Genomic DNA, 13,683 nt, shown 5'->3' with positions numbered 1-13,683 from the left:
CTTACATTATGAATTAATCAATATCAAACTTCTTATCAAACCGAGATATTTGTAATATTTTTTTAAGCTGGGGTCTACAATTACTTATGTGAATACTGCCTATGGAATCCCCCAATGTTTTTTTCATATTAAGTAACATACCTAACGCAGAACTATCCATATAATCGGTTTCACGCAGGTCTATAACTACTTTTTCTGTTTGTTCGCCCACTTCAGCATAGGCCTGTCGAAATGACTGAACTAAATTAAAATCGAACTTTCCCCTGATCTGGATGGTCAATGTTTTTCCATCCGATGAAGCATTCTTGCTCAAACTCATCTTAAGCTCCTAATATGGTTTGAATTTGTTATCCGTGCACTGATTTAAATATAACGCTTATACATTTTTTCGCCAAAAATAAACGTCATCAAATGTAATTTATTTTTTTTATTTGCGTTTCTCTTACTCCTAAGCATAAAAATAAGCTTGGTATCAGCAAATAATATATCTAAAATGCAAAGATAGGCATAACATACAATAGGGTTTAGGTAAAAAATGTCAGAAAATCGCTTAGTATATTCAACCGACATTGGTCGAATTAAAGTAGATGAGCCTCAAGTTGATTCACCAGCAAAAATATTTAAAGATGGTGCTATACGAATTGAACGGCAGACCAAAGGCCGTAAAGGTAAAGGCGTCATGCTGGTTGTTGGTGTTGACCCTCAAGTCCATGATTTAAAGAAATTGGCTAAGACCTTAAAAAGCAAAATGGGACAAGGTGGTGCGCTAAAAGAAAACATCATTGAAGTCCAAGGCGATGACAGGAACAAACTCAAACTTATTCTTGAGTCTCTTAAGTTTAAAGTAAAAATAGCCGGTGGTTAAATACCGGCTTTATCTTGTAGTTGAGATCTAAATATCTCTATTTCATGTTCTGGTAAAGGAGGACTGTAATAATATCCCTGAACAATAAAACAATTATTACGTTTTAAAAACGCAACTTGCTCTTTAGTCTCTACCCCTTCAGCGACAACCTGCAACTTAAGTTTTTGCGCCATCGCAATAATAGCCGCCGTAATTTCCATGTCATTAGAGTCATCCGGAATATCTTTAACAAACGATCTATCCACCTTTAAGCTATCGACAGGGAATCGCTTCAAATAACTCAGAGAAGAGTAGCCTGTTCCAAAATCATCAATTGACAACCCAATACCCAGATCTTTCATCTGATGTAACTGTGCAATTGCCGCTTCTACATCTCCCATTAACATACTTTCTGTTAATTCCACATGTAATAGGCTTGGTGGCATTTGTGTTCGTTCTAAAACATCGGAGATTTCTGCTATTAAGTGCGCATCTTTAAATTGCCTTGCTGAGAGGTTGATTGACATATTTCCCGAGCGCCCTTGACGCTGCAATCGCATTGAGAACATACAGGCTTCTTCCAATACCCATGCACCCAACTCCACAATAAGCCCTGTAGCTTCAGCAATTGGAATAAATTTCGTCGGGGGGATCATGCCTTTATCAGGATGTTTCCAACGGATCAACGCTTCATAACCAACAATTTTCAGAGTCTTGCAATCAACTTGAGGCTGATAATATAGTGAAAACTGTTTTGATTTAATAGCTTGCCTAAGTTCATTTTCAATATACAGTCGTTCATTCGCAGCAGCGTCCAGTTCCTGAGAATAAAAGTGGAAGGTATTTCGTCCTTTGGCTTTTGCTTCATACATCGCTAAATCAGCATGCTTAAGCAATTGCTCCTCTTCTTGACTGTCAAAAGGCGCCATTGTTATGCCAATACTGGCACTAACAATCACTTCATTATTACCGAGTTTAATTGGCTGATTTAAAGTACGCTGAATAATATGTGCCACTTCCATTGCATTTTCACGTTTCTCGATACCACTTAGTAGCACAGCAAACTCATCGCCACCGAGTCGTGCAATAGTATCTTCTGATCTTAACCGTAGTTTTAACCGTTCAGCAACTTCAACCAATAACCGATCACCGGCATCATGACCTAACGTATCGTTAATTCGCTTAAACTCATCAAGGTCAAAATAAAACAAAGCAAATGCATAGTGACCGCGCTCAGCCAGTGCCATTGATTTTCGGAGCTGCATTCTAAAGAAGGTTCTATTGGCAAGCCCTGTCAATGTATCAAAGTATGCGAGCTCTTCCATTTTTCTCTGACTTTCTTTTACAAAAGAAATATCTTGCGCAGATGCCACATAACTAGAGATTTGCCCTCCATCTTCTCTGATTGGAGAAATACTTAGACTCACCCAAATAGGCTTAGGTCCAGCCCCTTCAAGCATGGTATCACCACGCCAGTAATTACGACTGCGCAGGTCAATATCGATATCATCAACCAATATTGCCATATCTTTTGAGATTATATTCAGTAATGACTTTCCTAAAAAGTGACCTTCTTCAAAGCCTGTCATTTCCAACATCTTAGGATTTACATATTCCACTTGAAAATGTTCATTCGTAATAACCACAGCAGTACCAGAAAATGAAACCGCCTTTGACAATCTATTTGCGGCTTTTTCTGCTATTTCTTTTTCCGTAATACGTTGATTCAAGCCGCTAACTAATTTTTTTATCTCTGTGCTCATATCGTTAAAAGACGCATTTAACTGACCAATCTCATCTTTACTACTGGGCATTGACGGCATATCCCATTGGCCTCGACCAAAGCCCACAACCGCATTAACTAACACATTGATGCGACCCAATACTAATTGATATAACACTTGATGCAGCAACAGTGCGACAAATAATGCATACAGCAAAAATAAGCCAAAAAATTTAACTTTCAATTCTTCCAGCGCCGATAACGCTGAATCCCTTTTCTTATATACGCCTATATACCAATCCAGTTGCTTTAATTGTTTAATATTAATAATATGATCTTCATTCTCATGAATAAATTCATCTTGAAACTCAGGCAGCTTAACCAACAAAGCTGACTCAATCACATTGCTTAACGCTGGAATTGACAATGCGTCTTCATTTGTCAATTTAGCGCCTTGGTTTTGTTTGCCAAAGTTTGGCGCCGCAATAATCTTGCCTTGTTGGTCAAATATTATAAATCCTTGCCTCGTATCTGGGGCTGGTAAATGCGACAACAGTGTATCTAACTCAAGATCTGTTCCTGTAAAACCTAAATAGCGATCATTGTGATAAAGAGGGACCAGAATACTGATAACCCATTTATTCCAAACATCGTCAAAATGAACCCGAGACCAAATCGCTTCCCTCGTAGGGTTTAACTCTTCTCTCAACAGAGGCAATGTATGCGTGCTAAATAACGCTTGTTTTGGTTTGCTATTTAATAAAATATTGGGAGGCGCTATACGGACAAAATTTCGCTGTGTTACTAAATAAAAATTGAAAAAATCTTGTAATAATGGTGGTGCAATGATGTTCCACAATGATTCTGACTGGGAAAACAAGGACTTGTCTTTTGTGCTTAACTCACTTGACGATAAATACGCCGCAGATAACCCATTTTTTGCAGTGCTTCTAAATGCACCATCAAGATCAACGACATTCAACTTTGCCGGTGTTAATGTTAAATTTTCCCCGGTGAATAGCTGCTTGGCCACAACTGCATTTGCTTGTTCCGCCAAACTGGTTTTTAATTCAAGATACTGGCTAAATTGAGTAACCGCCTGACCACTAACTCGCTTTAACTCTGCGTATTCTTCATAAATTAGCTGTCTCTCTTCTGATTTCAGCATGAGTGCCGCTGCGAAGATCCCCGCAACCAAACACACCGCCGAAATCAACATCGACAGTTTAACACTTAAGGAGTTGGCTCCAAACCTCGAAGGGGGTCTACGATTGACCACGGTTAAACCCTTATCATAATTGTAATTTTTCTATAAAGATTCGAATTAATATAACAGATCCTTGTTGCTTAAGTCACGCGCGTATCACCCCCCCACTGAAACAATTATGTGTCATAAATCTAATTACACAAAATAATAACTTGTCGAACTAATTTAAAGTGTGGTAATAATGTATGTAATTTAAGTTATTCGATTGTTCGAAAAAAACTATGAAAATCATAATTACGCACATTACATATTTCTTTTTTAGCTTCTTTAGGTGAAGAGGCTGAACTGTTTGTGAGTAAATCAAATAGCTAAGCCTCCCAACTGGGAGGTTTTTTTTTGCCATTGGGAATGAGGACCTATGACTGAAAACACATTAAATGCACTTCGTCACGACATCAATGAAATAGATGCGGACTTAATGGTGCTGCTAGCAAAACGCCGTCGTATTAGCCACAGTGTATTAGAATACAAAATTGCGAACAGCAAACCTATTCGAGATGAGGAACGAGAGCAAGCACTGTTAGAAAAACTAATTAGCTATGGTAAATCACTGGGATTAGACGCCTTTTATGTCAACAGTGTTTTTCAAACCATCCTTGAAGACTCTGTTTTAAACCAGCAGGCTTTATTGCAAAAAAGCCTAAACCCACAAGTGCTTGGCGATACACACCGAGTCGCATATTTAGGCGGCCAAGGGTCTTATAGTCAATTAGCCTGTCACAAATACTTTAGCCGTCGGCCCGGTAAAATTGTAGAAATGGGTTGCTCTACGTTCGATAAAATAACGGAGCAAGTTGAACAAGGTAAAGCTGACTATGGCTTACTTCCAATTGAAAATACCAGTTCAGGGAGTATAAATGAAGTTTTCGATTTACTTCAACATGCGCAAGTCTCCATTGTTGGGGAAGTTACGCAAACCGTTGAACACTGCTTGTTAAGTAACCCTGGAACAGAGTTAAAAGATATTACTAAAATCTTTGCACATCACCAGCCATTTGCACAATGCAGCCGCTTCCTGCAAGGTTTAGGTGAGCTACAACAAGAAACTTGTGACTCAACTTCCAGTGCAATACAATGCGCGTTAGAAACACCAAACAGTGCAGCAATTGCCTCAGCTCAAGCCGGTAAAAATGTTGGCCTCGAAGTTGTAAAAACGGCCTTAGCCAATCAGGCTGAAAACCACAGTCGTTTCATTGTTGTAGCTCGTCAATCGCTGCAAGTTTCAACACAGCTCCCAACAAAAATCAGCTTAATAATGGCGACAAAACAGCAAGTTGGTTCATTAGCTGACGCATTAATGATTTTTAAACTTCATAATATTAATATGGTCAAACTAGAATCAAGGCCGGTTCCTGGTAATCCGTGGGAAGAAGTCTTTTATGTGGACTTACTTGCAAATACTGCAGAGCCTAAAGTGCAAAAAGCACTAGAACAACTCAAAGAGTGTACTCAATTTATTCGTATTTTAGGGTGCTATCAAAGTGAATCTTTACAGGCTGTAGACGTCCTTTAATTTTATCGGTTAAAAATAGCGGACAATCCGCTATTTTTAACTCGATTTGTCAATCTAATACTTTTGAATCGTTGGCTTTATTTAATAGGCCACGACTTTGCGATAAAAACTGAGTTACACAACTGGAAAAGTACTGTTTGGCGTCAGCAAATGCATCTATCAGCGCCGCTTTATCGCCTTTTTTCAACATATCCAACGTTCCGGCAAAAGTGTCTTGATAACTCGCTAATAGCCCTTCTACATCGTTGTATTGGGCGAGCATAATATCTGAGTAAAGCTCAGGAGATTGAGCGAATAACCGCCCAACCATCATGAGTTCAAGTTGATATATTGGGGAAGAACAGCTTCTTAGCTCTTCCAAAGTATGACACTGTTTTGCTAAAAACCGACCATAAACAAACGTTGTTAAGTGACGCATAACTTGGATTATTTGCATCGCTTGATCATGTTTCTTTGCATCAATATTGACCAACTGACAACCCCAAACACCCAACTGCTTTAAAAACCCAGCATAAGCCTCTGACGCTCGGCCATCACATACAACAACGGTCTGTTTTACCCAATGAGAAATATCAGGGCCAAACATTGGATGCAGCCCAACAACGGGACCCTTATGTTTGTTCATCAAACACTTCAACGGGCCTTGTTTAATAGACGTTATATCAGCTAATACGCAATCATCTGCCAATGGGGGTAATCCGGCAACAACTTCTTCAAGCGCGTTAATCGGGACACTAATTAATACCAGTTTAGCCCCTTCAAGCACTTCTGATATGTTGTCTTGCTGAGGTCTATCGAGAATGCGGACCTCATAGCCAGAACGGCGAAACTGTTTCGCAAATAGTTGCCCCATAGCCCCTTCACCACCGACAATAACAATGGGTGATAGGTCAGGTGCAGCACATGCGAGCTTACTTTGTTGATTCTCATACGCTTCGCGCATCATTCGCCTGAGTATATCTTCGATTAAGTCAGGATTAACACCACTTTCTTGTGCTTGCTGTCGCCTTGCAGAGATCAATTCTGCTTCTCGTTCTGGTGCATGTAAAGGTGCACCTGTCTGTTGTTTAACAATGCCTACCTGCTCTGTCAATGCGCGACGCTTCGCTAATAATGCCACTAATTCAGTATCACAGGCATCAATGCCTTCTCTCAATGTATGTAAATCAATTCCATTATCCATAAGTGTAAACTTAAAATTACAGTGTAAAATATATAATACAGCCAGTCTATCAGGAACAAAGTCTTGAGAAAAGACATAAAATAAGCAGTCATAAAAATATAACGCACAAAACAAAACAGGCCACTCAAAGAGTGGCCTGTTTTTTCAGCGTGATAAACGCCCGTATTAATTAAGTTTTTCTTTAATACGTGCTGATTTACCTGAACGCTCACGTAGGTAGTAAAGCTTAGCACGACGAACTGCACCGCGACGCTTAACTGTAACGCTATCGATAAGAGGGCTGTGCGTTTGGAATACACGCTCAACACCTTCACCGTTCGAGATCTTACGAACAGTGAAAGCTGAATGTAGACCGCGATTACGCTTAGCGATTACAACACCTTCAAAAGCCTGTAGACGCTCTTTGTTACCTTCTTTTACACGTACCTGTACAACTACTGTATCACCAGCACCGAATACTGGTACGTCTTTTTTAAGCTGCTCTTCTTCAAGCGCTTTAATAATATTTTGGTTTACTTTTGCCATTATATTTCTCACATTCCTAGGTGTAACTGTCTTCTAGCCACAAGCTTCTTGGTACTCATGCTGAAATTCAGCGAGTAGTGCCGCTTGCTCCTCAGTCAGAGCTAGGTTACGCAACAAGTCTGGACGTCGTAGCCAGGTTCTTCCTAATGACTGCTTTAAGCGCCATTTCGCAATTGCCTGGTGGTTTCCACTGAGTAATACAGCAGGCACCTGTTTGTCGTCCAATGTTTCTGGCCGAGTATAATGAGGGCAATCTAACAAGCCATCCGAAAAGGAGTCTTGCTCAGCTGACTGGTTGTGCCCTAATACACCAGGCACTAATCGCGCGACTGCGTCAATAAGTGTCATGGCGGGTAGTTCACCACCGCTGAGAATAAAATCACCAATAGACCATTCTTCATCTACAAGAGATTCAATGATCCGTTCATCTATACCTTCATACCGACCAGCTACTAAAATCAATTTTTCAGATGCCGCTAACTGAGCAGCACCTTGTTGATCTAGTTTTCGCCCTTGAGGGGACATATAAATTACTTTAGCGCCTTCTCCAGCCGCAGATTTTGCAGCTAAAATAGCCTGTTGCAATGGTTGAACCATCATCAACATACCAGGGCCGCCACCATAAGGTCTATCATCTACGGTTCTATGCTTATCTATTGCATAATCTCGTGGATTCCAACAGTTAAAATCGATTAAACCGTTTTTAACTGCACGTCCTGTAACGCCTTGTTGGGTTATCGCATCAAACATTTCTGGAAAAAGTGAAATCACTCCTACCCATAGTGGATTTTGCTGACTCATTTAAAAGCCTGGATCCCAATCAACAGTAATTTTTTTCTCTTCATGTTTGACTTCTTTAATAACTGAATCAGTTAGAAAAGGAATTAAACGCTCCGATTGACCAAATGCATCTTTTTTGTTTGCTTTCACAACCAAAACGTCATTTGAGCCTGTCTCCATCAAGTCATCAACCGTGCCTAAATCATAACCTTTATCCGTTACAACCGACATGCCAATGAGATCTCGCCAATAAAACTCCCCAGAAGGAAGTTCCGGCAATTGCGCTGAATCAACTGAAATTTCAGCATTGGTATACGCCATTGCTTCGTCTCGGTCGTTTACTTGCGCAAACTTGGCGATAAAGCCCTTGTTGTGACGACGCCAGTCGCTCACTTCAAGGGTTTGCCATTTACCTTGTTGCCCTATTAACCATGGGCTGAAATCGAAGATCCCTTGGGGATCATCAGTAAATGAATGTACCTTAAGCCAGCCCTTAATTCCGTAAGGAGCACCAAGCTTACCTACTACAATAATCGTGGTGTTTTCTTGACTCATGGTTACACTTACGCCTATTAAGCCGCTTTACGAGCGTCTTTAACTAACTTAGCTACGCGATCTGTTAGAGATGCGCCCTGACCAACCCAGTGTTCAACACGGGCTAAGTCTAAACGAACTTTCTCTTCTTGACCTTGAGCAATAGGGTTAAAGAAACCTACTTTCTCGATGAAACGACCGTCACGCGAGAAACGGCTATCCGCAACCACAATTTGATAGAAAGGACGCTTTTTAGCGCCACCACGTTGCAAACGAATAGTTACCATACCGTCCTCTGAATAGATTGACTGTTTTCATTAATAAGATTTACTTCCCACAATAGGAAGCTGGGGAATTGTACGAGTTTTTAGCCACAATGCAAGTAAGAAGTGCGGATAAATGACACTTAGGTAGATTAAATGCTGATCTGGAGGGTGAAAAACAACCATAACATGGTGCTGCTTTTGTAATCAATAAAAAAAGAGGCTGTTGCCTCTTTTTTATTTTCATCAAAGAAATAGCGATATTTTGCTCTAGAACTTAGGACCACCACCGCCCATCATTCCAGGCGGCATCATCCCTTTCATGTTGCGCATCATTTTCATCATGCCACCTTTACCCTTCATTTTTTTCATCATTTTTTGCATTTGGGTAAACTGCTTAAGCAATTTATTGATGTCTTGCACTTGCGTGCCTGAACCTGCTGCTATACGTTTTTTGCGCGAACCTTTAATAATATCTGGACGAGCTCGCTCTTTAGGCGTCATAGAGCTAATAATTGCCTCCATTTGTAAGAACGTTTTGTCCCCTACCTGCCCTTTAACAGCATCTGGTAAATTATTCATACCAGGCAGTTTCTCTAACATCGACATCATGCCGCCCATGTTTTTCATTTGCTTTAGCTGTTCAGCAAAATCTTCCAGTGTAAAGCCATCGCCTTTAAATACTTTCTCAGCCACTTTTGCAGCTTTATCTTTATCGACTTTCATCTCGACTTCTTCGATAAGTGATAAAACATCACCCATCCCCAAAATACGAGATGCAATACGGTCAGGGTGGAACGGCTCTAGTGCATCCGTTTTCTCCCCTACACCCATAAACTTAATAGGTTTACCCGTAATATGACGGATAGATAATGCAGCACCACCTCGGGCATCACCGTCGGTTTTTGTCAGAATAACACCTGTAAGCGGTAATGCCTCACCAAAAGCTTTCGCAGTATTTGCCGCATCTTGACCTGTCATCGCATCGACAACAAATAAAGTTTCTACTGGTGTAATTGCATTATGAAGGTCTTTAATTTCATCCATCATGTCGGTATCAACATGCAAACGACCTGCTGTATCAACTAACACAACATCTATAAACTTCTTCTTCGCATGGCTTATCGCATTGTTTGCAATATCTACTGGCTTTTGCGAAATATCACTGGGGAAAAACTCAACATCCACTTCAGTTGCCAGTGTCTCTAGCTGTTTTATCGCGGCAGGGCGATATACATCCGCACTCACCACTAATACTGATTTCTTTTTACGTTCTTTTAAGAATTTAGCAAGTTTAGCAACACTGGTTGTTTTACCCGCACCTTGCAAACCAGCCATCATTACCACAGCTGGAGGCTGAGCCGCTAAATTAAGCTCTTCATTTGCTTCACCCATCGCGCTTTCAAGCTCTTCACGCACAATTTTGATAAAGACTTGGCCTGGGCTTAAGCTTTTTGTGACCTCAACGCCCACCGCTCGTTCTTTTACTTGTTTAACAAACTCTCTAACAACGGGCAGAGCAACATCGGCTTCAAGCAATGCCATACGCACTTCTCGTAGCGTATCTTTTATATTTTCTTCAGTAAGGCGGCCTCTGCCACTGATATTTTTTAACGTTTTACCTAAGCGTTCTTGGAGGTTTTCAAACATGTATAGGTTCCAATATATCGTAATTGCTGTGCATTATACTGATATGCACTTAACTAATACAGTATTCAAGTGCAGACAAAGATTCTTTTTAGAAACTCTATGCAAGCGGCTAGGCTTAAAATACAATAGCCTATCAAAGGAAATTAATTATTAGGCCTTAATCATATGTTGATTGTTAGCTTGTCTCTTATTGCCAGCGTTTTTTATGTGCTTGCCACCGGGCATGTACTATCTCGCCTCTTTCATAAAGAAGGGCCTAGCCATAAATTGACAATCATACTCAGTACGCTCGCGATACTGACACATATGCTTGTTTTAGTGAATTCTGTGTTTACCATTGAAGGGCAAGATTTAAGCACCGTCAACGTCGCATTACTGACATGCTGGGTCATTGTTGTTAGTGTTACCACTGTGTCGCTTAAGTTCCCGGCAACTTTGTTACTGCCTGTTGTCTATGGGTTTGCTGCGCTACTATTAACAGCGAGTTTGTTTATACCTCATCATATTGTTATGCAATCAATTAATGTCGATATTGGACTTGTCACACATATCTCTTTATCGTTATTAGCGTATTGTGTGCTTATTATTGCTACTTTATACGCCATTCAGTTCTTCTTTATTGATAAACGTTTAAAACAAAAAGACTTAGCTATCATGCATAGTCACCTACCGCCTCTTATGCAGGTTGAACGTCAATTATATCAATTACTTACAGTTGGTACTGCACTGCTTACTTTGGCTTTATTGTCTGGTTTTATATTTCTTGAAGGGATGTTTGCAAAGGAATTTATACATAAAACTGTATTGTCACTGCTCTCATGGGCGATATTTACAGCCGTTACAATTGGTCATCACTATTTGGGTTGGCGCGGGAAACCCATCGTGTTCACTATTATCAGCGCTTCAGGGCTGGTTACTCTTGCCTATTTCGGCAGCAGATTCATTCAAGAAGTGATACTTGGTAAGTTTTAACTTGACTAACAATCCAAGCTAACGCTTAATACGCTTTCGTAAGAAAAAAAGGACTCCTCTGTTGGACGACATATCTACAAGCACCCTATTTATAATATTGGGTTTGCTTATTTTGATCTCGGGCTACTTTTCAAGCTCTGAAACAGGGATCATGTCAATTAACCGTATTCGGTTACGCCATCTCGAAAAACAAAATCACAAAGCAGCGAAACGTGTTAGTAAGTTACTACGTCGACCTGATAGGCTCATCGGCCTGATCCTTATCGGTAATAACCTCGTTAATATTGCGGCTGCGCAAGTTGCCACAATCATCGGCATTCGTCTGTATGGTGATATGGGTATAGCCATTGCCACATTTGTATTAACACTCGTGGTGCTCATTTTCGCTGAAGTAACCCCAAAAACATTGGCCGCACTTTACCCAGAAAAGGTCGCTTTTCCCAGTTCAATAATTCTTAAGGGTTTACTTAAAGTTCTTTTCCCTTTTGTTATAGCGGTAAATTGGATAACCAATGGGATGTTACGTATTTTTGGCATCTCAAATCAACAAATAGAAGAACATAGCCTAAGTAAAGAAGAGCTTAAAACTGTGGTGAATGAGTCAAGTGCGTTGCTGCCTTCAAATCACCAAAATATGCTCACATCCATTCTTGATTTAGAGCAAGTTACCGTTGAAGATATAATGATCCCGCGTAATGAAATTAACGCAATAGACATAAATGATGATTGGAAAGACATCTCTAAGCAACTCACCAATGCACAACACACTCGTGTATTGCTTTATCGTGACCAAATCGACGATGCTGTTGGCTTTATTCACTCCAGAGATGCGCTGAGGCTGCTTACTAAAGAGCAATTCGATAAGCCTTCATTGTTGCGTGCCGTTAGAGAAATTTACTATATTCCTGAGAATACCTCATTAAATACGCAGTTACTGAAATTTCAACAAAGCAAAGAGCGAATTGGCTTAGTTGTTGATGAGTATGGTGATATTCAAGGGTTGGTTACACTCGAAGATATTCTTGAAGAAGTTGTAGGTGACTTTACAACCACGCAAACACGTGCGACAAGTGACGAAGTAGATGTACAAAGCGACGGCTCAGTACTGGTTGATGGTGCCGCTAATATTCGTGATATCAATAAAGAAATGACTTGGGAGTTGCCAACTGAAGGGCCAAAAACACTCAGCGGCTTAATTGTAGAGTATTTAGAAGATATTCCGCAAACACAGCTCGGAATGCGTATTGCAGGCTACCCAATTGAAATTATTGAAATTAAAGAAAACATGATTAAGCAAGTCAAAGTATTTCCACAACAACGAACAGCAACAAAATAAGCATACTAGAAATAAAGCACCAAACCATCAATTTGGTGCTTTAACATTACGTTTTTATAAGCTGTTTTTAAAAGAATAAACGTTCAAACCAGTTTTTATCTAAATCTGCTTCACAGCGTTTCAGTTGTGCGCCATAGCGACTCGCACGGTGTTTTACTTTATTCGCCACTGCCATCAACCATTTTTTCTTACGATAAGTACCGCGCTTGTAGCCGCCCCAACCATCGTGATAATTTAAATATTGTGCGTAAGCATCCCACTTAGAAATACCATTTACCTTATGGGTTTTATAAACAAACCATGCCATAAAATCAATGGCATCTTCGAAATCATCTCGGTCTGCACCTGAATTACCTGACTCACGAATATAATCTGCCCAGGTCATTGTTTTCGCTTGCGAGTAACCATATGCAGAGCTCGCCCTGCCTGTTGGAATGATCCATAGAAAGTACTCCATTGGCGGAGCCGCATCATGTTTAAATGAGCTTTCCTGATACATCATTGCCATCAACACATGCTTTGGGGCACCCCACTTTTCTTGTGCGTCTCTGGCATCATAATACCAATCTTCTTTTTCCTGAAAAATTTTACATAAATCATCAGGTTGCTTTGGTGGTGCCGTTGCGCACCCACCCAATATAAACAGCAAAGGTATAAATAATCGTTTTTTTGTCATCTTTTTTTAAACCTATTGAACTTTTGCAATTCTGGTGAGTCATAACTTATGAATGCAGTTATTTAGCATTGTTTCATCCCTGAATTTCAATTTACGCAGCTTCTTAGCTGCGTTTTTTTTGCCCCTACGTTTTTCTCCACCTTACTTCCATTATTAAACTCAGCATCATTTATCTACATAAAATACACTACATCAAACACAATCAATACCCTTTTCTCTAGTCAATAGTTCTGAGTCTATAAATTGATTGTACCTGAAAAAGCAGGCAAAATACGCTTGAAAAATACATCGTATTACATTAGTAGAATAAAGATGAAAAAAGCATAATCTTATTTTCATTAGGTATCACCTCGCGTAATACACTCGCCGTTGGCACCAGCACCATATCAATTACTGATGCGCCTTTTAGTGCTATTG

General features: G+C 40.1%; 13 protein-coding genes. 4 read left to right on the top strand and 9 right to left on the bottom strand.

The window, feature by feature from the left end; all coding sequences use genetic code 11:
- Window positions 1–13: 13 nt before the first annotated feature.
- A complete protein-coding gene (locus J8M01_RS12110) occupies window positions 14–319 on the bottom strand; it encodes an STAS domain-containing protein (protein ID WP_192506758.1) in 306 nt (101 codons plus the stop codon).
- A 216-nt stretch (window positions 320–535) separates the two neighbouring features.
- On the opposite strand from J8M01_RS12110, the gene J8M01_RS12105 reads away from it, so the two are divergent.
- Entirely contained in the window at window positions 536–865 is a 330-nt protein-coding gene (locus J8M01_RS12105) for a stress response translation initiation inhibitor YciH (RefSeq protein WP_192506757.1), read from the top strand.
- Here the strand turns inward: J8M01_RS12105 and J8M01_RS12100 are convergent.
- Complete coding sequence (locus J8M01_RS12100) at window positions 862–3,846, bottom strand: EAL domain-containing protein (RefSeq protein WP_211047587.1); 2,985 nt, start codon at window positions 3,844–3,846, stop codon at window positions 862–864. The two genes, J8M01_RS12105 and J8M01_RS12100, sit on opposite strands and share 4 nt — an antisense overlap.
- Before the next feature lie 346 nt (window positions 3,847–4,192).
- Here J8M01_RS12100 and J8M01_RS12095 point away from each other — a divergent pair, with 346 nt between their 5' ends.
- Window positions 4,193–5,347, top strand: coding sequence for a chorismate mutase (locus tag J8M01_RS12095; protein ID WP_192506755.1), 1,155 nt, complete (start codon window positions 4,193–4,195; stop codon window positions 5,345–5,347).
- 49 nt (window positions 5,348–5,396) lie between these two features.
- Here J8M01_RS12095 and tyrA read toward each other — a convergent pair whose 3' ends face one another.
- The 6 genes from tyrA to ffh all read right to left on the bottom strand — a co-directional run bounded on the left by tyrA (window position 5,397) and on the right by ffh (window position 10,282).
- Window positions 5,397–6,530 (bottom strand): bifunctional chorismate mutase/prephenate dehydrogenase, encoded by a 1,134-nt coding sequence (tyrA, locus tag J8M01_RS12090; RefSeq protein WP_211047589.1) that lies wholly within the window; start codon window positions 6,528–6,530, stop codon window positions 5,397–5,399.
- 165 nt (window positions 6,531–6,695) lie between these two features.
- Window positions 6,696–7,055, bottom strand: a complete 360-nt coding sequence (rplS, locus tag J8M01_RS12085; protein WP_010362248.1) for a 50S ribosomal protein L19 — start codon at window positions 7,053–7,055, stop codon at window positions 6,696–6,698.
- A gap of 33 nt (window positions 7,056–7,088) precedes the next feature.
- Window positions 7,089–7,856 carry a tRNA (guanosine(37)-N1)-methyltransferase TrmD gene (gene trmD, locus J8M01_RS12080; protein WP_192506753.1) on the bottom strand — a complete coding sequence of 256 codons (768 nt, stop codon included), beginning with the start codon at window positions 7,854–7,856 and terminating at the stop codon, window positions 7,089–7,091.
- Window positions 7,857–8,390, bottom strand: coding sequence for a ribosome maturation factor RimM (rimM, locus tag J8M01_RS12075; protein ID WP_192506752.1), 534 nt, complete (start codon window positions 8,388–8,390; stop codon window positions 7,857–7,859).
- A 17-nt stretch (window positions 8,391–8,407) separates the two neighbouring features.
- Window positions 8,408–8,656 carry a 30S ribosomal protein S16 gene (rpsP, locus tag J8M01_RS12070; RefSeq protein ID WP_138589647.1) on the bottom strand — a complete coding sequence of 83 codons (249 nt, stop codon included), beginning with the start codon at window positions 8,654–8,656 and terminating at the stop codon, window positions 8,408–8,410.
- A 246-nt stretch (window positions 8,657–8,902) separates the two neighbouring features.
- Window positions 8,903–10,282: a signal recognition particle protein gene (gene ffh / locus J8M01_RS12065; protein WP_192506751.1), complete on the bottom strand. Its 1,380-nt coding sequence runs from the start codon at window positions 10,280–10,282 to the stop codon at window positions 8,903–8,905.
- 165 nt (window positions 10,283–10,447) lie between these two features.
- On the opposite strand from ffh, the gene ccsA reads away from it, so the two are divergent.
- Entirely contained in the window at window positions 10,448–11,254 is an 807-nt protein-coding gene (gene ccsA / locus J8M01_RS12060) for a cytochrome c biogenesis protein CcsA (RefSeq protein WP_210996111.1), read from the top strand.
- Window positions 11,255–11,315: 61 nt separating this feature from the next.
- Window positions 11,316–12,590: a CNNM domain-containing protein gene (locus J8M01_RS12055; protein ID WP_192506749.1), complete on the top strand. Its 1,275-nt coding sequence runs from the start codon at window positions 11,316–11,318 to the stop codon at window positions 12,588–12,590.
- 67 nt (window positions 12,591–12,657) lie between these two features.
- Here the strand turns inward: J8M01_RS12055 and J8M01_RS12050 are convergent, their stop codons facing one another.
- Complete coding sequence (locus J8M01_RS12050) at window positions 12,658–13,266, bottom strand: transglycosylase SLT domain-containing protein (RefSeq protein ID WP_192506748.1); 609 nt, start codon at window positions 13,264–13,266, stop codon at window positions 12,658–12,660.
- Window positions 13,267–13,683: the final 417 nt, after the last annotated feature.

Source organism: Pseudoalteromonas sp. MMG005 (assembly GCF_018101015.1).
Lineage (GTDB): Bacteria > Pseudomonadota > Gammaproteobacteria > Enterobacterales > Alteromonadaceae > Pseudoalteromonas > Pseudoalteromonas aurantia.
The sequence above is the reverse complement of the archived record's forward strand: the minus strand, read 5'-3'. Positions and strand labels throughout refer to the sequence as shown.

What these genes read in the sequence shown, in the direction of transcription:
- J8M01_RS12105 (WP_192506757.1), top strand. Translation starts at nt 536, where the DNA reads ATGTCAGAAAATCGCTTAGTATATTCAACCGACATTGGTCGAATTAAA.
- J8M01_RS12050 (WP_192506748.1), bottom strand. Translation starts at nt 13,266, where the DNA reads ATGACAAAAAAACGATTATTTATACCTTTGCTGTTTATATTGGGTGGG.
- ffh (WP_192506751.1), bottom strand. Translation starts at nt 10,282, where the DNA reads ATGTTTGAAAACCTCCAAGAACGCTTAGGTAAAACGTTAAAAAATATC.
- J8M01_RS12095 (WP_192506755.1), top strand. Translation starts at nt 4,193, where the DNA reads ATGACTGAAAACACATTAAATGCACTTCGTCACGACATCAATGAAATA.
- rimM (WP_192506752.1), bottom strand. Translation starts at nt 8,390, where the DNA reads ATGAGTCAAGAAAACACCACGATTATTGTAGTAGGTAAGCTTGGTGCT.
- J8M01_RS12110 (WP_192506758.1), bottom strand. Translation starts at nt 319, where the DNA reads ATGAGTTTGAGCAAGAATGCTTCATCGGATGGAAAAACATTGACCATC.
- tyrA (WP_211047589.1), bottom strand. Translation starts at nt 6,530, where the DNA reads ATGGATAATGGAATTGATTTACATACATTGAGAGAAGGCATTGATGCC.
- rpsP (WP_138589647.1), bottom strand. Translation starts at nt 8,656, where the DNA reads ATGGTAACTATTCGTTTGCAACGTGGTGGCGCTAAAAAGCGTCCTTTC.
- ccsA (WP_210996111.1), top strand. Translation starts at nt 10,448, where the DNA reads ATGTTGATTGTTAGCTTGTCTCTTATTGCCAGCGTTTTTTATGTGCTT.
- trmD (WP_192506753.1), bottom strand. Translation starts at nt 7,856, where the DNA reads ATGAGTCAGCAAAATCCACTATGGGTAGGAGTGATTTCACTTTTTCCA.
- rplS (WP_010362248.1), bottom strand. Translation starts at nt 7,055, where the DNA reads ATGGCAAAAGTAAACCAAAATATTATTAAAGCGCTTGAAGAAGAGCAG.